Origin of the sequence: Cupriavidus sp. GA3-3 (assembly GCF_000389805.1) — a bacterium.
GTDB lineage: Bacteria > Pseudomonadota > Gammaproteobacteria > Burkholderiales > Burkholderiaceae > Cupriavidus > Cupriavidus necator_D.
The window spans coordinates 21,533-44,478 of the sequence record NZ_KB944497.1 but is presented as its reverse complement, the minus strand read 5'-3'; the positions used below and the strand labels follow the sequence as shown (position 1 = coordinate 44,478).

18 protein-coding genes and 2 pseudogenes are annotated in these 22,946 nt (G+C 64.5%); 7 read left to right on the top strand and 13 right to left on the bottom strand.

The window, feature by feature from the left end:
* The first annotated feature begins 28 nt into the window (after nt 1-28).
* The 3 genes from C265_RS23320 (at nt 29) to C265_RS23310 (ending at nt 2,724) form a co-directional block, all read left to right on the top strand.
* A complete protein-coding gene (locus C265_RS23320) occupies nt 29-640 on the top strand; it encodes a UdgX family uracil-DNA binding protein (protein ID WP_010811237.1) in 612 nt (203 codons plus the stop codon).
* 214 nt (nt 641-854) lie between these two features.
* The gene (locus tag C265_RS23315; protein ID WP_011614618.1) at nt 855-1,409 is read left to right on the top strand and encodes a cupin; all 555 of its coding nucleotides are present in this window, start codon (nt 855-857) and stop codon (nt 1,407-1,409) included.
* A 394-nt stretch (nt 1,410-1,803) separates the two neighbouring features.
* Nucleotides 1,804-2,724, top strand: a complete 921-nt coding sequence (locus C265_RS23310) for a dioxygenase (RefSeq protein ID WP_010811235.1) — start codon at nt 1,804-1,806, stop codon at nt 2,722-2,724.
* Nucleotides 2,725-2,987: 263 nt separating this feature from the next.
* Here C265_RS23310 and C265_RS23305 read toward each other — a convergent pair whose 3' ends face one another.
* The gene (locus C265_RS23305) at nt 2,988-3,929 is read right to left on the bottom strand and encodes a zinc-binding dehydrogenase (RefSeq protein ID WP_010811234.1); all 942 of its coding nucleotides are present in this window, start codon (nt 3,927-3,929) and stop codon (nt 2,988-2,990) included.
* 225 nt (nt 3,930-4,154) lie between these two features.
* Between C265_RS23305 and C265_RS23300 the strand changes: the two genes are divergently transcribed.
* Both C265_RS23300 and C265_RS23295 read left to right on the top strand, forming a co-directional pair.
* The gene (locus tag C265_RS23300; protein WP_010811233.1) at nt 4,155-5,168 is read left to right on the top strand and encodes a LacI family DNA-binding transcriptional regulator; all 1,014 of its coding nucleotides are present in this window, start codon (nt 4,155-4,157) and stop codon (nt 5,166-5,168) included.
* Nucleotides 5,169-5,250: 82 nt separating this feature from the next.
* Entirely contained in the window at nt 5,251-6,192 is a 942-nt protein-coding gene (locus C265_RS23295) for a LysR family transcriptional regulator (RefSeq protein WP_037025144.1), read from the top strand.
* Nucleotides 6,193-6,247: 55 nt separating this feature from the next.
* Here the strand turns inward: C265_RS23295 and C265_RS32595 are convergent, their stop codons facing one another.
* From C265_RS32595 to C265_RS23235, 12 genes and pseudogenes are all read right to left on the bottom strand, one after another.
* Nucleotides 6,248-6,688, bottom strand: coding sequence for a T6SS immunity protein Tli4 family protein (locus tag C265_RS32595; RefSeq protein ID WP_010811231.1), 441 nt, complete (start codon nt 6,686-6,688; stop codon nt 6,248-6,250).
* A gap of 67 nt (nt 6,689-6,755) precedes the next feature.
* Nucleotides 6,756-7,970 carry a T6SS immunity protein Tli4 family protein gene (locus C265_RS23285; protein ID WP_010811230.1) on the bottom strand — a complete coding sequence of 405 codons (1,215 nt, stop codon included), beginning with the start codon at nt 7,968-7,970 and terminating at the stop codon, nt 6,756-6,758.
* Nucleotides 7,967-9,793 carry a triacylglycerol lipase gene (locus tag C265_RS23280; RefSeq protein ID WP_010811229.1) on the bottom strand — a complete coding sequence of 609 codons (1,827 nt, stop codon included), beginning with the start codon at nt 9,791-9,793 and terminating at the stop codon, nt 7,967-7,969. The genes C265_RS23285 and C265_RS23280 overlap by 4 nt, the downstream gene beginning before the upstream one ends.
* On the bottom strand, nt 9,783-12,392 hold the full coding sequence (locus C265_RS23275) for a type VI secretion system Vgr family protein (RefSeq protein WP_010811228.1): 2,610 nt from the start codon (nt 12,390-12,392) through the stop codon (nt 9,783-9,785). Before C265_RS23275 ends, C265_RS23280 begins: the two co-directional genes overlap by 11 nt.
* A gap of 245 nt (nt 12,393-12,637) precedes the next feature.
* A complete protein-coding gene (locus C265_RS23270; RefSeq protein ID WP_010811227.1) occupies nt 12,638-13,729 on the bottom strand; it encodes a porin in 1,092 nt (363 codons plus the stop codon).
* Between the two features lie 55 nt (nt 13,730-13,784).
* Entirely contained in the window at nt 13,785-14,177 is a 393-nt protein-coding gene (locus C265_RS23265) for a 5-carboxymethyl-2-hydroxymuconate Delta-isomerase (RefSeq protein WP_010811226.1), read from the bottom strand.
* A 36-nt stretch (nt 14,178-14,213) separates the two neighbouring features.
* A complete protein-coding gene (locus C265_RS23260; RefSeq protein ID WP_246840244.1) occupies nt 14,214-15,890 on the bottom strand; it encodes an amidohydrolase in 1,677 nt (558 codons plus the stop codon).
* 92 nt (nt 15,891-15,982) lie between these two features.
* Nucleotides 15,983-16,963: a tripartite tricarboxylate transporter substrate binding protein gene (locus C265_RS23255; RefSeq protein ID WP_010811224.1), complete on the bottom strand. Its 981-nt coding sequence runs from the start codon at nt 16,961-16,963 to the stop codon at nt 15,983-15,985.
* 46 nt (nt 16,964-17,009) lie between these two features.
* A complete protein-coding gene (locus C265_RS23250) occupies nt 17,010-18,104 on the bottom strand; it encodes a porin (RefSeq protein ID WP_010811223.1) in 1,095 nt (364 codons plus the stop codon).
* A gap of 475 nt (nt 18,105-18,579) precedes the next feature.
* Nucleotides 18,580-18,924: pseudogene (locus C265_RS23245) on the bottom strand (alginate export family protein); the annotation flags it as partial.
* A gap of 14 nt (nt 18,925-18,938) precedes the next feature.
* Nucleotides 18,939-19,565 carry an isochorismate family cysteine hydrolase YcaC gene (gene ycaC / locus C265_RS23240; RefSeq protein ID WP_010811221.1) on the bottom strand — a complete coding sequence of 209 codons (627 nt, stop codon included), beginning with the start codon at nt 19,563-19,565 and terminating at the stop codon, nt 18,939-18,941.
* A gap of 316 nt (nt 19,566-19,881) precedes the next feature.
* Nucleotides 19,882-20,937 carry a medium chain dehydrogenase/reductase family protein gene (locus C265_RS23235; protein WP_010811220.1) on the bottom strand — a complete coding sequence of 352 codons (1,056 nt, stop codon included), beginning with the start codon at nt 20,935-20,937 and terminating at the stop codon, nt 19,882-19,884.
* Between the two features lie 141 nt (nt 20,938-21,078).
* Between C265_RS23235 and C265_RS33000 the strand changes: the two are divergent.
* Together C265_RS33000 and C265_RS23230 are read left to right on the top strand one after the other, a co-directional pair.
* Nucleotides 21,079-21,252: pseudogene (locus C265_RS33000) on the top strand (integrase); the annotation flags it as partial.
* 381 nt (nt 21,253-21,633) lie between these two features.
* On the top strand, nt 21,634-22,932 hold the full coding sequence (locus C265_RS23230; RefSeq protein WP_010811219.1) for a carboxylesterase/lipase family protein: 1,299 nt from the start codon (nt 21,634-21,636) through the stop codon (nt 22,930-22,932).
* Nucleotides 22,933-22,946: the final 14 nt, after the last annotated feature.

The following is a 22,946-nucleotide window of genomic DNA, read 5'->3' as shown; positions in this document are numbered from 1 at the left end:
CGACAGCAGCACAGCGCGCCGTGCCCCCATGCCCGAGCACAGGAAGCTGCCCGTCAGCCGCGATGAACTGAACCAATGCCGGCGTTGCCCGTTGTGGCGCAATGCCACCCAGGGCGTGCCCGGCGCCGGCGCCACCCATGCGCGCATCATGCTGGTTGGCGAGCAACCGGGGGCGCAGGAAGACCTGCAGGGCTCCCCCTTCGTCGGCCCGGCCGGGCACCTCCTGGACGAAGCACTGGCCAGCGCGGGGCTGGACCGCGACAAGCTCTTCATGACCAATGCGGTCAAGCACTTCAAGTTCGAATGGCGCGGCAAGCGCCGGCTGCACAAGTCGCCGGCACAGCAGGAGATCGAGGCCTGCAACCTGTGGCTGGAGCGCGAACTGGAGAAGGTCGGGCCCAGGGTCGTGGTCGCGCTTGGCGCCACCGCGGCTCGTGCGGTGCTGGGCCGCAAGAGCGTGTCCCTGGCTGGAATGATGGAGACGCCAGTCGAGCACGAGGGACGGCTTGTCATCGCCACCTACCACCCGTCTTTCGCCTTGCGCCAGCGCACCGACGACGCGCGAGCCGCCACCTTCGACCGCATCGTGCGCAGCCTGCGCGCCGCCGCGCGGCTGGCGCGCGGCGGCGCGGAAGGCTGAAGCATCAGGCCACTCCCTGAAGGGAGAAGATTCCATCGGCCGGCAGGATACCGTCACGACAAAGTACCGAAGTCTTGCAAGTTCTCGATACCGAAATGTTATCGAGTCGCGAGAAAAATGGTAATGGATTAATCGCTGGGCGCTTCTTAAAGTTGCACGGACAGAAGGCGATCGCCCTCTCGTTCTCCCAACTTCATTGCACCAAGGAATCAGCATGGATCCCACTCCTCAGGAAATGGAAGCCACCCGCATCGCGCGCTGGGGCAAGGTCAAACCTTACGGTGAGACCTTCATCGAAAGCCGCCTGCCCGGCATGAAGAAGAACATCTACAAGATCATGAACCGCGGCGTGCTCGAGAACAAAGGCGTCGAGCCGGCGATTCCGGGTAACCACCGCTTCGGCGTGACCTTTATCGAAATCCCGGTCGGGCAAGGCGCCAGCCTGCACGCGCACAAGACCGAGGAAGTGTTCTGCCCGTTGAATGGCCAGATGGAAGTCATCTGGGGCGAGAAGGGCCAGTACTCGCTGATGCTGAACCAGTGGGATGTGATCTCCTGCCCGATCGGCGTGATGAGAGGGTTCCGCAACCCTAACGACCACGCCCTGGTCGTGTACTCGGTGGTCGGCGGCACCGACGAGGAGTGCGGCCGCATTGCCTGGCACCCGGACGTAGTGAAGGCAGCCGAGGCCACCGGTCTCGTCTACGGCAAGGACGGCTACATCACGGAAACGGAAGCGGACAAGGCGGAACACCGCGCCGCAGACTGAAGACGGCCGCCGGGTCGCTCAGGGTGCTTGCGCCCGGTAGCCTTCGGCGCTGGCCTGGGCTGCCGCAGATTCCGACCTTGGCCGAGTCCGGCTTTCCGGGCTATCGTTCCGAGACCATACAGGCGCTGTTTGCTCCGGCAGGCGCACCCGAGCCGCCACCTGTACGTCCGTCGCATCCTGCCGAGCAGCGAAGTGCGGCAACAGTCGCGCGATCTCGGCTTCGAGGCCGTGGCTGTGCCAGCCCACAGAACTCGCTGCGCGGGTCGCGGAAAATGTCCCGCGCCGGGCCGAAGTCGCGAACAAGGCACGTATCCAGAGCGACTGAGACCGGGCGCCAATGTCCGTCTCCTCGCCAGGCAACATCCACTCTTTCAATCATCAGGAGCCGACCATCATGACATCTGCCTCCGCAGAAAGCGCGCTCGCGCCCTCCGCATCGAACGCGCAATCGATTCCAGCCACCCCCGAGGCACTGCTGAAGGCCGTGCTCAAAGCGAATTCCGGGACACACGACCCGCGCACCAGGACCATTCTTGATGCGCTTATCCGGCATGCGCACGCCTTCGCGTCAGAGGTCCAACTGACCTATGAGGAACTCCACCATGGCCTGGACTTCATGGTCCGCATCGGCCAGGCCACCGGACCGAAAAAACACGAGGGCATCTTGCTGGCGGATATTCTCGGGCTTGCCACGCTGGTGCTTCTGATGGATGCCAAGGCCGTGCTTGCAGCCGGCGGCACCGAGCCCGCGCTGATCGGCCCGTTCTGGCGTGCGAACCAGCCGGTTCGCGCCAACGGCGCGCACATCGCAACCCCGGACACCACGGGCGATCCGCTGTTCGTGCAGGGACGCGTCGTGTCGATCGACGGCACGCCGATCGCCGGCGCGCGCGTCGAGACATGGCAGGCGGCGCCAAGCGGCCTGTACGAGAACCAGGACGAACACCAGGAGGACATGAACCTGCGTGGCGCGTTCGAGACCGATGCCGACGGGCGCTTCTGGTTCGAGAGCGTGCGGCCCTCAGGCTATGGCGTCCCGATCGACGGCCCCTGCGGCGACCTCCTGGCCCTGCAGAACCGCGACCACATGCGCCCGGCCCATCTTCACTTCATCGCCATCGCACCAGGGCACAAGGTACTGACCACGCAGATCTTCGATGCCCTGGATCCCTTTGCCTTCAGCGACGCGGCGTTTGGCGCCGTCGGCTCGCTGCTGCGCGATTTTGAGCCGGTCGATGGCGGCGGCTTCCGTCTCGATGTCGAACTGAAACTCGAACCGGGGGAGACGCGCCTGCCCAAGCCGCCCTTGCCCTGAACCTCTTTCGACTCACGGAGATGTTGAACCTGCCCGCCCGGCGCCCTGCAACTTGGCGCCGAAGCCGCGGACCCTGACGTGCTCGCTCCGTAGTTCATTCAGGTCACGCGACCGCCAGCATTGGATGTCCACGCAATCGTGGCAGTGCTGGCGGTCGCCAGTCCGGCGCCATGCGCGGACGCGGCGATCCGGCCGGGCTTGTTTTTCCGGCGTCATGACCAAACGGCATCGCTCGATGCCGCTTGGCAAGAACCCCTGCCGACTCAGGGCACCAGCACGAAACGCTGGCGCGCGCCCCTGGCCTGCGCGGCCCACACTTGCCCGACATCCTCCAGCGGCGCGGTGACGATATCGATTTCCATGCGCCCTGCCGCGGTATGCCGGCATAGCTCGGCATAGGCCTGCGCCTGGACCGCGACGGGCGCGTGGTAGTAGGCAAAGCCCATGATGTCGAAACACGCCTTGCGTGCCGCGGCGCCGGCAAAGGCAATGGTGGGCGCCACCGTGGTGCCGATATGGACCAGCCGCCCGCCGTGGCCAAGCGCCAGCAGCGCGGCCTCTGCCGGCGCGCCGCACAGGTAATCCAGCACGATGTCGACGTTGCCGTCGGCCGCGTTGCGATAGGCATCCAGCAAGTCGCCGGGCTGGTCGAGCGGCACCACCGCATCCGCGCCAAGCCGGCGTGCGCGCTGCAGCGCCTGCACATTGCGCCCTGCCGCGATCACGCGGCCGGCACCCAGCAGCTTTGCCGCGGCCACCGCCAGCAATCCCGAGATACCGGTCGCGCCGAGCACGAGCACGGTCTCGCCCGGCTGCATGCGCGCCCGCCACGACAGCGGCAGCCATGCCGCCAGGCCGGCGTTGCCGAGCGCGGCGGCGCGCTCGTCATCGATGCCGTCCGGCACCGGGAAGGTCAGCGCCGGATCCACCAGCGCGCGCTGCGCCATCGAGCCGAACGGCGCGACCGGTGCGTTGACGTTGAAGTAGACCCGTTGTCCATCCGCAAGCCGCCCCACGCCCTCGCGCCCGACGACAAAGCTGCCCGCCGCCGGCTTGATGTAATGCCGGCCCTCGGCAATGGCCATATCCAGCCGTGACAGCGCCGCGGCGCCTACGTCAACTACCACCTGCCCGCCCGCCGGGGTGGGATCGTCAAACTCCTGGTACACCGGCGCCCTGCCGGCGAGCGAAACCGCTCCTTTCATGTGCTTCTCCTTGTCCTTGATGTCCTTCTGGTCCGGGTCGATCTGCGACTTGGCATCGCCTGGTCAGCAGATTACAATGCAATCGATTGCACAACAAACGCGAAGCTGGCCGGCATCGAGGCCGATTCTAGGAATGGCCGCAGCCCGGCGTCCAATCCACTTTTTGGCGGCATCCCGATAACCAGAAGGTATGGCAAGCAGCCTGCCGCACATGGCACGACAGCGATGAGCAAACCCACCATCAAGCAGATCGCCGAGGCATTGGACGTCCATCCTTCGACCGTGTCGCGCGTGCTCAACCCCGAGACCCGCCACCGCATCGGCGACGAACTGGTGGCGCGCGTGCTCAAGGCGGCACAGGACCTGCACTACTCGCCCAACCGCATCGCGGCGGCACTGCGCACGCGGCGCTCAGGCACCATCGGCGTGGTGGTGCCTGACATCGGCAGCCCGGTGTTCCCGCCGATCGTACTGGGCATCGAGAACGCCCTGTCCCGGCATCGCTATATTCCGATCGTGGCCAATGCCGGCGGCGACAAGGCGCGCCAGACCTTTATCGTCGACCAGCTGCTGGCGCGCCAGGTGGACGGCCTGATCCTGGCCACCGCCGAGCGCAACGACCCCGTGGTGGCGCACTGCCTGGCGCAGGGCGTGCCCATTGTGATGGTCAACCGCAGCGACGATGCGGGGCGCGTGTCGAGCGTGGTCGGCGACAGCCGCCAGGCGATGGCGCTGGCAGTCGGCCACCTGCATGCGCTGGGCCACCGCCGCATCGGGCATGTTGCCGGGCCATCCAGCCTGTCGACCGGGCATGAACGCGAGGCGGGCTTCCTGCAGGCAGTGGCTGACCTGGGCCTGTCCGCGTCCCAATGCCCGGTGGAGCGTGCGCCGGCTTATACGGAAGACGCCGGCCAGGCCGCGTGCGCGCAGCTGCTGTCGCGGCGGCAGCGCATCACCGCGGTCGTGGCCGCCAATGATTTCCTTGCGCTCGGCTGCTATGCGGCCGTGCGCGCGGCGGGCGGCAGCTGTCCGTCGGACCTGTCCGTGGTCGGTCACAACGACATGCTGCTGATGCACGCGGTGTCGCCGGCACTGACCACCATCCGCGTGCCGTTCTACGAGATGGGCACGCGCGCGGCGGCGCTGATGCTGGGCGCGCTCGACGGCAGCATCGCCACCACGGCGCGGACCCTGCTGACTCCCGAGCTTGTGGTGCGGGCATCAACCCGGCCCCTGTAAGGCGGCCGCCATATGGCTCCGCTTCTTTGTGCCTTATCGTGCAATCGATTGCACGATAAGGCACCTACCCTGAGGCATGACGATGGATCTCCGACAGCTTCGCTATTTCAAGGTGCTGGCCACGCTGCAGCACTTCGGCCGCGCCTCGGCTGCGCTGCACATCGCGCAGCCCGCGCTGAGCCGGCAGATCCGGCTGCTCGAGGAAGAGCTGGGCGTGCGACTGCTGGAACGCCATGTGCGCGGCGCCACGCCCACGCCGGAAGGCCTGGTGTTGCTGGACCGCGCGTCCTTCCTGCTGCGCTATGCCGACCAGGTCAAGGTCGACATCGCCGACCTGGCGGCCTCGCCGCGCGGGCTGGTGGCGCTGGGACTGACCCCGGCGCTGGCGCCGCTGCTGTTCATCCCGCTGGCCGAGGCGCTGCGCCAGCGCTATCCGGAAATCCGGCTGCGACTGGTCGAGAACTTTGCGCCCGCGCTACAGGATGCGTTGCTGCAAGGCACGCTCGACGTCGGGCTGCTGAGCGGGCCTGTGTCGAGCCCCGGGGTCTCGGTAGTGCCGCTGGTTGCCGAAAGCCTGTGCGCGATCGGCCCCTGGGGCGCTGCGTCGCTGGGGGATGGGCCTGTGGACATTGAACAGCTGCAGGGCCTGCCTCTGATCCTGACCGGGGTGTCCAAGTCAGGCGTGCGCCTGGCGCTGGAAGCGCTGGCGGCGCGCCAGCGGGTGGAGCTGCAAGTCACGATGGAGGTCGAATCAATCGAGGTGGCCAGGCGTCTGGTGGTGCGCGGGTTCGGCTGGACCGTGCACTTTGCCGCGGCGATACGCGACGAGCTGCAGGCGCAGCGTCTGCAGGCCTTGCCGATTCGTGGGCTGGAGTTGCATCGGATGATCGGCTATGCGGCCGCGCGGCCGCCGTCGCGGGCGACGCTGGCTGTGATGGAAACGCTCAGGGATGTTGCCAGGGAATTGGCGGTTGATGGGAACTGGCCTAATAGTCGGTTGTTGGGGGAGGTCTTGGATAGTTAGCGGACGCGCTTGGCGGGCGCGGCTGTTGGGCAGTCCACCTCGTCATGCAGCCGCGCTACGGCGCTTGTATTTTGGGGGAACCCGTGGCCACCACGCCATTGTGGTCGGTCATATCGCCCGTTTGGGTGGGCGGCGCGTTGACTCGAAAACGCACGCCTTCCAGTAGCTTGTCCCAAAGGACAATGGCTTCCTCGTCGCTCAGCGATGCCATGTCCGCAGCGACGACCTCTGTTCGCATATTCGCGTGGATCCAAGCTGGGTGCAGCGTAGAACGTTCCCTACTAAAGTATTGGGCACCACTCCCGAGATTAGCTTCCGCCGGGACCTCCATCGCATAGCGCCCAAAGCAAACCTGCTTGGTCTTGGCAAAGAGGGTCTGCAAGCGCGGTGACATCGCTACGGATTCCAACTTTCCGTTCTCCGGCGCGGCATACGATTGGCCGCCCACCATCAGCAGGGCAGTCATGCTGATGATGGCCAAGGCGCGGTGGATCATTGCTCCTCCCATCTTGTAGTGTTTGTGCGATCTGTCATGTCACCGACCGTGATGATGCGGCGGGGGCTCATGTGCTGGCCTCGCCCATCCACGTCCAGACAACCAGCGCTTCGTCGGATGGTGAAAGCCCGAAGCGGATCATCGGCATCCCTTTTTGCCGCAGGATGCCGGACTTGCTGGCCACCCAATCCGCCTGAGGGTGTCCGGGCGGAAGCGAGGCGCGCCAGATGCCGGACAGCGGGGTGGTTTCGCCCGACCGAACCGTGACCGGATCGCCGGTCTGCGTCGGCGGTGCGTTCACGCGGAAACGCACACCATCCAGCAGCCTGTCCCAGAGGGCTACAGCTTCTTCGTCCGTCAGCGATGCCTGATCCGCAGCGCCGATGCGATTGGCCGCCACCTTGGTGTACATCTTGGCGCCGATCACTGCCGGATGCAGCGTCGTTCGCTCCCTGCCAACAGCTTCCCACTCGAAGTCATGTGTGCCATCCGCACGGCGGACCAGCGATTCTTCCCCTTGCCAGACGCCGACCGTGCGCTTGCCCTCGCGCAGGGTCGTCAATTTCGGGTAGCGGCTACCCAGGTACTTCCTTTGCTCGGCAATCGAAGTCAGCAGACCAGGTTCGCCGTCCACGCTGGCCAGCTTGTTGGAGTCCACGGAAAAGCTCACATCGGGCAGGCTGGGCAGCCGAATTCCTGCGCCAAAGATTTCCTGATAGCTGCCGGACGCGTCCGCGACGAAGCCGTGGTCGATGCAGACGCCGGGGGCCGTGGGGATTTCTGCGTTGTCGCGTGCCCGTATGCCACGCACTAAGGGGGCGAGCTTATCGCCACCAGTAAACCACTCGAACAGATTCGAACCAGATGCTACGAAGGTATGCTTCATTTCCACCCCGTAGTCGATCGAGAGCTGGTCTTCAAAATATCGAATTTCCCAGCTTCGCGAAGTCGCCGCCTGACCAAAATAGCTAATCTTGGCAGTTCGATCTTTACTAAGGATCTCGCGACGAAATGACTCCGCTCGTTCTTTCAAGCGCTCCGCTTGTCCGACGTGCGTAATAATCTTGCCGGGAAACTCCCGGAATCCCCACAGCATCTCGGCTTCGACCGGGACTTCCATCACATAGCGGCCAAAGCACACCGGTTTGGTCTTGGCGAAAAGGGTCTGCAGGCGCGGCGACAGCGCAACGGGTTCCGACATCTTGTTCTCCGGATACGCAAACGATTGGCAGCCCGCGAGCAGCAGGCCAGCCAAGACCTTGGTGAAGCCGCGGCGGGTCATTGGCCCCACCATGTCGCAGTGTTGGCAATCTTGATGATCGAATACAGCGCGCTCGCCAGCACCTGGTCATTCTGATAGCTGCCCTGATGCTCGTAGCCAGTTTGCCGGAATAGCGTACCGCGCACGGCTTCGGCGGACGCCTTGGCAGGCACCGTCTGGTCACCTGCGTCAATTGGTGGCTCCAGGCGCAGTGTCAGCGGCTGTCTGCTCTTGGTGCGCACCACGATGCGGCCCTCGGCATCCTCGCTCTCGATGGTCCACGTGAGTGGGTCGCCATGTGGCGCGAGATCGGCCGTCTCCGCCCGCCAGGTCACGCTGCCGTAGGACTTCTGCGAACTGTCCTCGCCGTAGCTGGCATAGGTCGTGGGGTGGTACAGGTCCTTGATGTTCTTGTGGAAAAGCTGCGCGGCGGCAATCCGCTTCTTCGCAAGTGCGTACGGCTCCGCCCCTCTAAGATCCTTATCTGCCGGATTAATCCATTCCGGATTCAACAGCCGCCACCATGCCTGAGGATTGCGCGTGTAGATGTCGTAGACCGGATCGCCCACCGCCATCGGCGGCGCCGGCTTGTCCACGCCCAGCTTCTGATGCAAGTCCAGATCGCTCAGATACGCCTTCAGTGGTGCATCCGATGCAATCGGCAGCGCCATGGCCTGCCGGTAGTCGCCGGTCTGCAGACGCAACCATCCTCGCGGATAGGAGGCGGTCGGCAGCAGCTCCAGCGGCCCCGAGGCATTGGCAAATACCGCCGTCACTTCCTTGCCTGTTCTGCCCATGACATTGCGGGCAATGTTCCCAACCAGATTGTCCTGCACGTCGGACCCTGTGCGCACGCGCTTGTAGGCCGCCCCGGCGCCGAGCGCGGGCTGGACGCTATGGTAGACGCCGAGAATCTTGTCCTGCGCGTTGCCGTAGTCCGGATGCAGCAGGGCGCGGGCCACCAGGCCACCCATCGAGTGCGTGACGACGATCACCTTTTTGCACTGCCGCCCGTTGGCCTTGTACATCCCGATGATTTCGTCGATGCGCCTGGCCAGCTTCTTTGCGGACGTGCCATTGCTTTCCAGCCAGTTGTAGCCCATCGCGTAGACCGGATACCAGCAGTTCGCCACGCGCAGGACATCGGCCTCGGTCAGCGCATCGCCGGCGCCGCCCCAATAGGCGGGGTTGACGCCCAGCACTTCCACCTTCTTGCCCTTCTTCCAGGTCGGCGAGAGTTCCCCGGCCACCAGCATGTCGTTCAGGTGAGCCTCCATCAGCTTGATCACCTCGCCGTAGGTCTCGAACATGACTTCGCTCCAGCCGCGCCAGCGGGCCTTCTGCGCGGCGGTGGCCTCGTGCTTGCCACGCTTGGCCTTCCACTGCTCGGCGGCAGGCGGCAACGGCGCGCTCATCAGCAAGCCGATATCGGGCAGCCCATTGGGGACGTTGGCGTGCCGCTTGTCGGAATTGACCGTTTCCTCGCCGGTCATGTCGAACTTTCCGGCGTCCTCGGTGATCTCGTAACGGTCCACTTCGGTTTCATCGGGATCGAAGTTCATTTGCCGGCGACCCGGAGAGTCGTTGCGGCGGGCAAGCGTGTCCCCAGTGTCATCCGGCCGCCAGGCAATGTTGTCGTCGCGCTTGAGATCTTCCTGCCGCTTCCGGCTCATGCGAAGGTGGCTCCCCATGATGCCCGGCAGGAAGATGACCGGAATCACCTTGTCAGGCGGCACCGGCAGACTGGCGCGGCGCGTGTCGGTCGAAGGTGTGAGTGCAACGACGGCTCCGGCGTGTCCGCCGATCTCTTCGCCGGTTTTCAGATGGATGCGATCAGTGGCCACTTGCGGACTCCAGAATCTGAATCATGATGTTTTCAGCGCCCTGGCTTTGCTGGAACTTGGTCAGCCCATCGGGGCCGGTGAGGCCCTCGATCACGTTGCCGTCGGATTGCCTCAGCCGGAATTTCCGGTTCCTGGCGGGCGAGCCGTCGGGCAGATGCAAGTACACCTCCTGATCGAAATCGCTCTGTGGTAGCGCCAGGGCGCTGGGGTTCATGCCATCCGGGCCATCGACACTGAAATCGGTCGCGTGAATCTGTCTTACCCCGCCCATGCCCTCGACGATCTGCGAGGGAGTCACGCGCATATAGGTCTGCCCGACCTTGAACAGAATGCCCTGGTCGGCCTCGAAAACGATGTCGCCAAGCGCGCGGAAATGAATGTTGCGTTTGGCGGTGCCCTTGATGTCGCCATCCTGCGCTTCGAGCGCAATGTGGTCCGTGGCGGCCACCAGCCGTATGCCGAGGCTGTGCGCGAACAGCGCAATCCGTCGCGCCGCGCTGGCAAAGATGCCGCCGCTGCTGACGATGGATGCATGCTTGCCAGTCGTGACAGCCAGATGCTCGCCGCTGTGCAATTGGGTGGATTTGGCGGTCGTCGCGGCCAATCCTGCTGCCGACGCAAGGACGAGATGAGGCGCGGTCAACTCGCCATTGACCTCGCCCGAACCGCGGATTTCTTCATCTTGGGCCTTGAGCGCCTTGGCGACGTCCTGCTGTTCCTCATCCTGCGCGTGATGGTGCTGCGCGAGCTGGCCCATGGTGTCGTGGGCATGCTGGGCCTGCTGCAGCCGGTCAACCGTCTCGCCCATGTCCTTATGGTGCGCCCTGGCATCGGGTCGGGGCTCGGTGCTGATCAGCAGGCCATCGCCGCCGCGCACGGCACCGTGCCCATCGGTGCGCAATTCGAAGCCGTTGCCCCGATGATCCTGGCGACCCCGGTTGTCCTCGATGCGGCTCAGGTAGCCCAGGCTCAGTTGCGAGCGCTGGTAGTCCGAGGACAGCTGGGACTGGATTTGCCCCTTGGTATCGTCGAACACCAGATGACCGCTGCTGGAGCCGTCATGCTCACGGCTGCGAATGCCGGTCAGCGCATGCTGATGCGGTAGCTGCCACGGCGGCATGTTGAGGCTGTTCGGCACCGCGCCCATCACGATGGGCTTGTCCGGATCACCGCCGTCCAGGAACATCACCAGCACTTCGCTGCCGATGCGCGGGATGCTGACCTGGCCGTACTGCGAACCCGCCCATGGCGTCGCCACGCGTACCCAGCAGGACATCCTGTTGAAGCGGTCCCACGGAAACTGCACGCGCACGCGCCCGAAGCGGTCGGGCCATACGGTATGGCCTTCGGGGCCAACTACCGTCGCGCTTTGCGGGCCAGTGACCACTGGCCACGGGATGCTCAGTGCCGGACGGAAGACCTCATGGGTGGGGTGACACTCGAATTCCACCCGGCAGTGCCACCGCTGGCCTTCACCAGAGGCTTCGGCCACGTCTTCCAGCCTGAGGCTGGTGTTGAGCACCACGTATTCGCGGTTGGCGGCGTGCTGGGGGTGTCCCTTGACGTGCATGGTGCAGCCGGGCACCACGGCACGCAGGTTGCCGGCGCCAAAGCAGCGCAGGCCGCGCGAACGGATCTCCTCCATGCGGATGCGGGCGATCATGTCGCCTTCGTCCCACGGGCGGTTGTCCGTGGCGGGCTGGGCGTGCTCGCTGGGGAAGTCGTACACCTCCTGATGCAGCGCGCCAGTGTTCAGGCCCGTGTCCCGCGGGTCCGAACTGCTGGCGCTCAGGTTGCCGCGTGGCTGGGTGAAGCTGTAGGCATTGGTCGTGTACTTGCCTGCGACCACGGCATCGACAACCGAGAAGGCATCGAGGTGTTCCTGATCGACCCGGGCGCCAGGCGGATGGATTTCCAGCGCCTGATACGCCTCGCTCGGCATGTTGAAGTAACCGCCGACGTGATCGACCAGAACCAGGCGGTGCTTACTCTCCGAGTGTTCGAAGAACCACGATATTCCCCAGTGCTGCATGAGGCGGGCGATGAAGGTGTAATCGCTCTCGTCGCACTGGGTGCGGTAGACCCGCCTGGGGTATTTCGCCACGTCGAGCCTGCGCTCAACCGGAAAGGAGTATGCAGACAGGACCTCTTCGATGATCTCGATGTCGGTGCGGTTCTCGAAGACGCGGCTGTTCCGGTTCTGGGAGGCGATCCACAGCCAGGGACGCAGGGTCAGTCCGTAGACAAAGTGCCGCCCTTCGGCGCGCAGGTAGCGGGCACGATCGACAATGCCGCTGATCTCGCGAGTGCCTGCGCCAATGCGTCCCGCCAACCCCGTACCCATGCCGTCGAGTTCGACATGCACGGTCAGCTCGCGCCCGTTCATCTCGCGCAAGTCGAAGTTGCCTTCCGGGCCGTGGAAGTTGTAGGCCTTGTCCGGCGTCTTCAGTTCGATGTCGTATTCGAACAGGCCGCAGACGCCTTCCTTGCCCTCCAGGCGCACGAAGGTGAAGGGGGATTGCCCGAGAATATCCGGCAAGGCGGGGCCGGAGACCGTGACGGTGCGGGCGGGAAAAGGCAGGTTGTCGCGAATACCCATGCGAGCGGCCTCCTGAGAGAGGATTACCGCAAGGCACCCGTGTTGCGCGCGAAGCACCTTCTGCGGAGCGCAGGCGATGCTATCCGCAAAACGTGCGTTACACGTGTCAAAGATTGCAACGTTTATCGAAAAGCCAGCAAATTAGGACGATTCCTAGCCATCATGCAGCGCATTCCGCTGCCGCCGGCAGACCTGTCTGCCTGGGTACGACACCCGACCGCATGGCGCCAAGGCAGGACAGCCCGCTAAAAGACGTGCTTGACCCCCACCATCGTCCCGAACTGCGACCCACCCGCCCTGGGATTGGACCCCGCCGCCCCGGCACTGACTGACTGGGCAAGCTGCCCACCGTTATCGATGAATCCAGCCGTGGCATAGACCGAAGTCCGCTTGGAAAAGGCATAGGCACCGCGCAGCGCATACAGCATGGCCTTGTTGGCGCTGTCATGGAACTTGAGGTAATAGACCTGCCCGGCCAGCGTGAAGGCCGGCGTGATGTCGTAGGCCATGCCGCCATACCAGAGCTCGCTGCGCGGCGTCGCGCTGCCTTCGTTGTCGCGGCGGATCACGCCCACGCCCAGCTTGGCGCGCGACAGCAGTACATAGCCGCTCAGCGACAGGCGGTCGTCGGTCAGCGACTTGTTGCCAAGCCCGCCGAATGCGCCGGGCCCGCCGCGCAGCGAGTCATAGGCAGCGGTGACGCCCCAGCCCTTGTGCTCATACCGGATCAGCGCCGACCATTCCCGGCAGGCAGACTTGCTGGCAGGGTTCTCACCCGCGCAATTGGTGCCGGCCGGGCTGGGGCCGGCGTTGATCGCATCGCGCCCGAAGCTGTAGGTGGCACCGACGGTCAGCCCGCCGAAGGTGCCCTTGTAAGCCACCGCATTGTCGGCACGCGTATTCGGCAGGTAGCTGTCGAGCGACGCCGCGCCGTACACGTTGGGGCCGAGGATGTCCGAGTCCAGGTTGGCCCAGAACAGCATGGTGTACTGCCGCCCCAGCGACAGCTGGCCCCACTTGCCACTCAGCCCCACCAGCGCCTGCCGCCCGAACAGCCGTCCGCCCTGGTTGGCACCGCCGGTATCGGGGGCGAAGCCGGACTCCAGCACGAACACGCTCTTGAGCCCGCCGCCCAGGTCCTCGGTGCCGCGCAGGCCCCAGCGCGACGGCACGGTGCCGGTGAGGGTCGGCATGCGCACCAGGCTGTCGCCGCCCGCGCCGACCTTGTTCACGTATTCCACGCCGGTATCGATCACGCCGTACATCGTCACGGACTGCGCCGCGGCCAGCGTCGGGCTAAGCGCAAGCAGCGCGGCCCCCATGGTTCCGATCTTCATTTGCTGTCTCCTCCGTGGGTCTTTCTTGTCGTTGTGGTGGTACGCGGCCGCCGCCCTATGCAGCCGTGGTGTTGTAGCGCTGATGGATGTTGTTGAGGCTCCGGTAGGCACCGGCAAACTCCCGCAGCTCCAGCGACAAGGCCAGGTAGCGGCGCCGGTATGGCTCGGCGAAATGCGCGGTCAAGGTATCGAACAAGGCGCTGACGGTACGGTCGAGCACGTCCTGCGAGCGCCCCCGCGCGACGGCCAGCGTCACGTGCACGAAGGCATCGTCGCTGCTGCCGTCGGCCATGCGGTAGGACTCCAGGCATAGCGCGCGCGCACGGATGCCGCTCACCGGAAACGCGCCGTCCTGCGCGATCAGGACCGCGCTCAGTCCGGCCAGCAAGGCATCGATGCGCACGACCGGCGCGAGGTTGTGGGTGTATTCGACGATCAGGTGCGGCATGGCGTATTCCCTCCTGTGCGCTTGCGGCGCCGATGGCTAGCGCGCCTTGCGCGCGGCAAAGCCGCCGTCGGCATGGACCACCTTGCCGTCGACCATCGTCAGCACCGAACGGATGCGGTGGATGTCTTCAACGGGGACGGTCAGGTAGGGCTTGTCGAGCACCGCCAGGTCGGCCAGCTTGCCGGCCTCCAGCGTGCCGCGCGAGGCCTCGTCGAATGAAATCCACGCGGCATTGGCGGTGTACAGCCGCAGCGCCTCCAGCCGCGACAGCCGGAAGTCCTCCTTGCGCCTGACTTCCTTGCCGATCGAATAGCCGCCGACGTGGAACTCCAGCGCGCGCCAGACGCCGGGGATGCCGATGCGCGTGGCATCCGTGCCGCCCGCCACCTTCAGCCCGTGCTGCAGGGCCAGGCGCACGGGCGGCGCGGCCTCGGCCACATGGTGGTCGTTGGCGTGGCCGATGGCGCCGGCCTCGAAGTACGGCCCCATCTGCACCGTGTAGGAAAGCCCAAGCGCCTTCATGCGCCGGAACGTCTCCGGCTTGCCGGTATTCAGGTGGGCCATGGCCCAGCGCAGCTTGCCCAGGTCATGGCGCTTGCCCACTTCCTCGAAGACATCGAGGATCGCGCTGGCGGCATCGTCGGTATAGGCATGGATCTCGACCGGATAGCCGCGGCTGGCGGCGAACGTTGCCACCTTGAGCAGTTCCTCGCGGTCCTTCGCCGACGGCTGGAAGCCAGGTCCCATCTTCACGCCGTCGTCCATGCCGAACACCAGCATCTCGCCCGGGCCGAGGAAGCGCAGCTTGCCGTCGCCCAGGCGCGGCGGCAGGTAGGCCAGCGTATTGCGGAACCATTCGGCCTCGTTGCCAGCGACCATGGTCGGGATGCGGTAGCCGACCCGCAGCGACAGGCTGTCCTCGCGCCACAACGCGTACAGCGGATCGTAGGCGGGGCCCGGTCCCGCGGTGGGATCGATCAGCGCGGTGACTCCCAGGCTGTTGAGGCGGCTGAAAAAGGACTGCAGGCTGGCCTTGGCGTCGACCTGGCTCTGCGCCAGGATGCGGCCGAACAGCGCCGACAGCGGCCGGATCGCGCCGAAGATCCGGCCGGTGGGGCGCCCTTCGCTGTCGCGCTCCACGCGGATGCCCGGCGGCAGCGCATCCGGCTGGTCGAGCTTGAGCGCTTCGATCGCCCTGGCGTTGACCAGTGCATAGTCGTACAGGTACTGCACATAGGCCGGATTGTCAGGCAGCAGCGCGGTTAGCTCGGCAGGGGTCGGCGCGCGCTTCTCGGTGAACTGGTCGGGGTGCCAGGAACCTGTCACGGCCACCCATTTGCCGGGGCCACGCGACAGCGCGGTCTTGCGCAGCAGCTCCAGCCCCGCGGCCAGGCTGGTGGTCTCGCCTTCATACCAGTAGGTCTCGAAGGCATAGCTCTGGCCGCCGCGAATGGCGTGGATATGGGTGTCGATCAGGCCGGGGATGACCGTGCGCCCGCCCAGGTCGATCACCTCCGTGCGCGGGCCGGCCAGGCGCCGGATGTCCCGGCTGGTCCCCACTGCGGCAATGCGGTCGCCGCGGATGGCCAGGGCCTGCGCCACTGTGTCCGTGGCGTTCATGGTGAGTACCGTGCCATTGACCAGGATCCGGTCGGCATACGCGCCGGCTTGCGCCTGCGCTCCCGAAGCCGCCACCAGGCAGCCGACGGCCATGGCATGCGCCAGGGCCCGTGCAATGCAACGCATATCGATGTTCCCTTCGTGCAGGAGAGGTGGCGCCCGGCCCCCCGGGCGCCGTGGCGGCGTTACTGGCCCGGCTGTGCGCCCGAGCGCTTGACGATGGGCTCGAGCTTGGCGATGTCGGCGGCAATCAGCTTGTCGAAGGCAGCCGGCGTCGAGGGCTTGGCCTCGGCGCCTTGCGCAATCAGCTTCTCCTTGGTCGCCGGCGCGCTGAGCGCTTGCTGCATCGCCGTGTTCAGGCGGGCGACGACATCCTTGGGCGTGCCCGCGGGCGCCAGCACGCCGAACCAGGCATCGAAGACATAGCCCGGCACGCCCGCTTCGGCGATGGTGGGCACGTCCGGCAGCGACGGCACCCGCGCCGCCGTGGCCACGCCCAGGATGCGCAGCTTGCCGTCCTTGACAAACTGCAGCGCAGTGATGGACGGCGCGAAGAACATGTCGACGCGCCCGCTCATCACATCGGTGATCGCCGCCGGCGCGCCCTTGTACGGGATATGCCGGGTCTGCACGCCCGCGGTCACGTTGAACAGCTCGCCGCTCAGGTGCGAAGAGCTGCCGCTGCCCGCCGAGCTGTAGGTGACGGAATCGGGCCTGGCGCGCGCAGCCGCCAGCAGGTCCTTGAGCGTGCGGTAGGGGCTGGAGGCGCTGACCACCAGCAGGTAGGGCATGGTCGCCACCGTGGAGATGCCCTTCAGGTCGCGGGTGGTGTCGTACGGCAGCTTGGGATAGAGCGTGGGATTGACCGCATGCCCGGCGGAGGTCAGCAGCAGCGTGTAGCCGTCCGCGGGCGCCTTGGCCACCACCGCGGTGCCGATGGTCCCACCCGCGCCGGGGCGGTTGTCCACCACGATCTGCATGTTCGAGCTGGTGCCGATCTCGGCGCTGACGATGCGTGCGAGCAGGTCGGTGGCGCTGCCGGCAGCAAACGGCACGATCATGCGGATCGGCTTGTCGGGATACGCTTCGGCTTGCGCCGCGCCGTGCAGCAGCGGCAGGCAGAGCGCCGTGGCAAGCGCCGCGCGCAGGATGTTCTGGAATTTCATTGGGGTACTCCTGGAATCGTGGGGGATGGCCTGGCGTGCGCCGTGCTCAGAAGACGTGGCGCATGCCCAGCGCAACGGTCTGCGGATCGGCGCCGGCGGAAATGCCCAGCTCATTGATCGCAAAGTCGTAGGTGGCATTCTTCTTGTTGAAGATGCGGCTGTAGAAGCCAAACACCGAGGTGCGCTTGGACAGCGGGTACTCATAGCCCAGGGTGGCCTGGACCGCGCCGGTATCCGCTCCGCTGCGGAAGAAGCCGACAGTCTCGGTGGCGTTGCCACGGCCGTTGCCGGCCACGCCGACGCCGGCGCGCAGGCTGCCCGTCCATAGCTTCTGCACCACAGACGCGTAGTAGGCATCGCGCTTCAGGTCGCCGGTGGCGGTGCGGTAGTGCAGCCGCTCATAGATGGCCGAGACCTTGGTGGTCGGGAACTGGTACGACAGCCCGATCTTCATACCTTCGTCGTCGCGTCCCGCGGTCTGGTAGTTGTTGTGGCGCTCATAGGCCAACACGACATTGAGCGGGCCGTTGTCATAGGCCCCCGCGAACGACCACAGGCTCGGGTTGCGCGGCACCGTAATGCGCTCTTCGTTGATACCCCAGGTCACGCCGCCGCTGAAGCCGTTCCACTTCGGGCTGCGGTAATGGGCACTGTTCTTCTGGCGGCGATCGAAGGAGCTGGTGTCCTGGACATTGTCGGAGGTCGGGGTCGAGCCATTGCCGATCAGCGCCATGTAGCCGGCCGTGGTCGGATAGAACGGATCGTAGGACGAGGTGGCTTCCAGGTAGGGCGTGGTCCAGTTGCCCATGAAAAAGCTGCCAGCTGAGCCGGCCAATCCAATGCGGGTGTTGCGGCTGGCCAGTTGTCCGCTGCCCGTATCCAATGAGATATTGCTCTCGATCTGCCAGATCGCCTTGAGGCTGCCATACAGCGATTCCTCGCCGCGCATGCCGAAGACCGAGCGGTTGTTGGTCAGCCGGCCGGTGCCGCCCAGCTTGGTGCCGTCGGAAGCCGTCGACGCATCGGAATACTCCATCGATGCATTCAGCCGGCCATAGAGCGTGACATTGCTCTGTGCGAAGGCGCTGGTGCAGCAGGCCGCAAGCGCCGCAAAGGCGGCACCCGCAAGGGGGTTCTTCATATTGTCTCCAGTGTCTTGCGCCTGTCCGAACCGATACGGGGATGCCTGCCCCGCCCTGTGCACGAAACCGCGGGCAACAACGACCCCTGCCCCATTTACGGCATCAGCATCTGGTGGATTCTTGGTGGCGCTCTTTTAGTGCGGCGGATTTACGCGACCATTCAGCGTGAGGTGATTCTAGAAATGGTGAATCACAGCGTCCATTCGCATTTTCTTTTCGTCACCATACCGATTTGTTATTGGAATACCGGGCCCGCGCCACGCCTTGCCAGTGCCGCAAAAGCCGACGCTGTCGGGCTTGAGCATAGGTACTTGGGGACGTGCCTGGTAGCGGGTGTGGCTGTACCACTGCGTTCCAGGCATAGGACGCCGGAAGCCGTGCGCTATGCCGCGCACTCCCGGGCACGGCCGCAGGCACCTATGACCACTCGTCGCGCTCAATAGCTTGTGGATGTGTCGCATGGCACCCGCCGCATCAGAACGTATAGCCGAGCGCCAGGTAGAGAAAGCGCGTGTTGTGTCCGCCAACGGCCTTCAGCGTGCGGCTCTCATCCACATACACGGCGCCGCCATTGACCAGCACATGCCGGCTCGCCTGCCATGCAACATCCACAGAGAGCTGGCTGCTGCTGTACTGGCCGGAGCGGCCCGCGGTGCCGGGAACCGGGATGCCCGCCGAGGTGTAGACCGCGTCGTGCGTGGTTGCCCGCCAGATGAAGTCACAGGCGAAGGTCAGCTTGATGCCGGCCGCGGGAACCAGCGTCAGCGACGGCTGGATATCCAGCACGTTGGAGGCGCCGATCAGGCCGGCTTGATTGAAGTAGGCCTCTTGCGTTACTGGCCTGCCTTTACGGTCGTGTAGCTCGTGATCAGATTTCGATAATCAGGGATGTGATTCGAAAATAGCGTTCCAAGTCCCTCGATATCATTCCTCCAGTCGCGGTGCAGTTCGCAGGCGATACCAAACCACGTCATCAACTGCGCCCCAGCCTCTGCCATCCTGTTCCACGCCGAGTGGCGCGTTACTTCATTGAACGTACCCGATGCATCCGTGGCGACGAACACATCATAGCCTTCGGCCATCGCGGAAAGCGCTGGAAAGGCAACGCAGACCTCAGTGACCACGCCGGCAATTATCAACTGCTTCCTTCCCGTGGCCTTCACTGCTTTGACAAAGTCCTCGTTGTCCCACGCATTGATTTGTCCTGGCCGAGGAATGAAAGGTGCATCGGGAAAAATCTGCTTCAACTCCGGGACCAGAGGGCCATTTGGTCCATCCTCGAAACTGGTGGTCAGAACGGTGGGGAGCTTGAAATACTTGGCAAGGTCTGCAACGGCCAGAACATTGTTCTTGAACTTGTCTGGCTCGATATCGCGAACGAGGGAGAGAAGACCGGCCTGATGATCGACCAAGAGAACGGCTGCATCATTCTTGTCCAACCGCTTGTAGGGCTTGCTCATGGCAATCTCCTTTGTAGCAGGATTGAGCCAAATTCGGCACTTTCTGTGGGTGACGGCGACTCACCGCCGACTCCTATTCTTGTCGATCGAACCAGAATTTGAAAGCCGGGGCGGCCGTGGATCTTTCCTCCGACTAACGGGGTATGATCATTTGTCCGTAGAGACGGCATGAACGGTCGTTGAATCGACACCCAGTCGATGGCGGAGATGGGTCGCAAACGGAAGTCTGTAGTTGCGGCAGGCCAGCGTTACATGCTCGCCCTTTCCGCCTCAGTCAGGCCAATCCTGACTTGCGAGTTTTCGAGCTTGGCGTCGGTCACCCCATCAATGCCTCGTTGGTCATGAGCACGATTTTGCCGGCCACGCCTTTCTCACCGAGCAACTCGTGCGCAAGTTTTGCCTCGCTAAGAGAGAATTTCCGAGCAATCAGCGGCTTGATTCTCTCTTGTTGAAGTAGGTCCAGCAGAACAGTCAAGTCCTGCCGGAACAATGCCGGTTTCATCCGCTTGAGCCATTGAATGCTGTAGGGGACCACCCGCTTCCGGCCCGGGAGGAGCCAGCCTCCAACAATGCACACACCGAAAATCGCAAGTCGCTGGAAGCGGTTACGACGCCCCGAGCGACCTGATGCCAGGCGTCCCCCACGTAGCGAGGCAGTAAGGCCATAGGCTACGACTTTCCCGCGGGGATGGAGAGCGTCGCGGGAACGCCAGATGTTGCTGCCGCCGATCCCGTCGAAGACGACGTCTACGCCGTCACCCGTCAGGCGGCGTATCTCTTCCACGAAATCAAGCCTTTGATAGTCAATGGGTATGCCGCCCAGGCCAGAAACCGCCATCGCATCTTGCGATGAACAGGTCCCGTACATTTGCAGCCCGGCGAGGCGCCCAAGCTGCAATAGTGCCGAGCCAACTCCGCCCGCCGCACCGTGAATCAAGACCTGCTGACCCGGCTCGACTTTGGCGCAGCGATGCAACATCTGGTACGCAGTAACGTAGTTCAGTACGAGGCTGACAGCCTCGGCCACGTCCACTCCCGGAGGCACGGGAACCAGTTCGCGCTGAGCCAGACAGACGAACTCGGCGTATGCGCCGCTGATCGGCAAGGCTGCAATGATCTGACCGGGTTCAACCCCGGAGACCCCACTGCCTAGTTTGTCCACCATGCCGACCAGATCCCAACCGGGCGTAAAAGGCAGCGGGGGCGTTTCGGGGTGAAAGCCCTCGCGCATCATTATGTCCGGTTGGCCCACACCTGCTGCCAGCACCCTCACCCGCACTTCGCCGACCTTGGGTTCGGGGCATTCCTCCTCCACTACGTGAAGCGCATCGGGCCCGCCGTAGTTGGTGACTATGATGCGCCTGTGTTTCATAGCGTTGGAGAGTATCCGTCTCGTACCACAACAACGTCGCAGATCGTCGACACTAGCGACAAAGCCTTGAGACTAGCGGCTCGTATGTACGCAGCCTCTGCATTAAAACTAGGTGCTATCTCGCCAGCGCGGTTGACCTAAGTCAACGGGGTTGGCCTTGACGATTCAGCCTACAGAATGCATTCCATCCGACGCACCAAAGAGCATCACTGATCTATCGACGGACCAAGAATCTGCGTGCCGTTCAATTGTTTGTCGGCCATACCACTTGAGAGCACAGCGCGCTATCTTGGAGTGAGGTGCGTGGCCGGATAGCGGTCGCTTGCCGGCCTAGTAACTGCCAGTTTCTGCCATTCAACAGGTGGCACCCAACGGCGGAAGCTCCTTCTAATGTGGCCACTCGCGCGACCGCCCTGAGTTCGTCCCCAAAGCGTACGCCGCCAATACCGTTGAGGCGGGCGACTTGCGTGGACAAGCAAGAATTCAGGGCAAGCCAGGCCAATTCTGTCCTAATGGGTTTTTCAAAACGGTGCGAAGCGCCGTTCCCGACCTTGAAACGGTCGGTGATCCGCAGCAATTGGAACGCGGTCGAAGCGGGGACATCCAGGACTCGCTTTCTCTTGATCCGGCGCAAAGCAGCCACGGCCCTTCATGACTATTCACTATCCAAGTGCCAACCTTTCGGGGGAGCCGGCCATGTACCCGATTGTCGAAACGCGTCTTGGCAAGGTGCGAGGCCTCCGCTGCGATGGCGTGTACGCGTTCAAGGGCATCCCATATGCTGGCCCACCGTTCGGCATGAACAGGCTGCGGCCGCCGCAATCCGCAGCACCCTGGCGTGGCGTGCGGGATGCGCTCTCGTTTGGGCCGAAATCGCCACAGATTGCGTACCCGCCCGGCATCGCGGAGGCACTCGGAGAACTCGTTGGCGGCGGCGAGGATTGCCTCGGCGACGGTCTCGCCAATCTCGGACTACTTGACCAGATCGCCGCGCTCGAGTGGGTGCAGCAGAACATTGATGCATTTGGCGGGGACCCAGGTCAGGTCACTATTTTTGGGCAGTCGGCCGGCGGGATGAGCGTCGCAACCCTCCTTACCGTGCCACGCGCGCAAGGGTTGTTTCGGCGGGCAATCGTGGAAAGCGGAAACACACCCCATGTCACTTCGGCCAACACGGCGAAACGCATTGGCCACAGGCTGGCGGCGCTCCTGAAGGTCGATCCCACCAGGGAGGCGATTGCCTCAACCACGCCCGCGCAGGTTCTGCAGGCACAGGCGCAATTGCGCGAGGAACTGACTGCCGATCCGGACCCGGCTTTCTGGGGGGAGGTTGCGCTTAGCAGCCTCCCGTGGGCGCCTACGGTCGATGGAGCAATTCTTCCTGCCCCCCCAATCGACGCCATTCGCGCGGGAGTGGCCGCGAACACAGCACTGTTGGTCGGTTCGAATACCGAGGAGACCCGGCTCTTCCTGGTCCCCAGCGGAGCCATAGATCGCATTACCGAGGCCTCCGTCCTGGCGCTGGTGGCCGCGTACGGCCTGTCGGCCGGAGGCCTGAGCGGCTACCGCGCAGCACATCCCACGGCCACCGCTGGTGAGCTGTTCTCGGAAATCCAGACGGATTGGTACTGGCGCATCCCTGCCGTTCGACTCGCAGACGCCCACGCGGCGAATGCCCGGATTTCGACGTACATGTATGAGTTCGCCTGGCGTTCGCCTCAGTTGGGAGGTCGTCTGGGCGCGGCGCATGGGGTGGAGATACCATTCATCTTCGATACTTTGGGCCCCGGAGCAGAGGCGCTGGTCGGCCCAACACCGCCACAGTCGCTCGCCGACGCGATGCACCGGGCCTGGGTTGCGTTCGCCGTCAACGGCGATTGCGGCTGGCCCACCTACGATCCGGTCCACAGGTCAACGATGCGCTTCGACACGCCGTCTGCCGTGGTAGACGACCCGTTGGCCGTGAGGCTTGCCCTCTGGCACGGCGTGCCTTAGTGCGTCGTACCGCT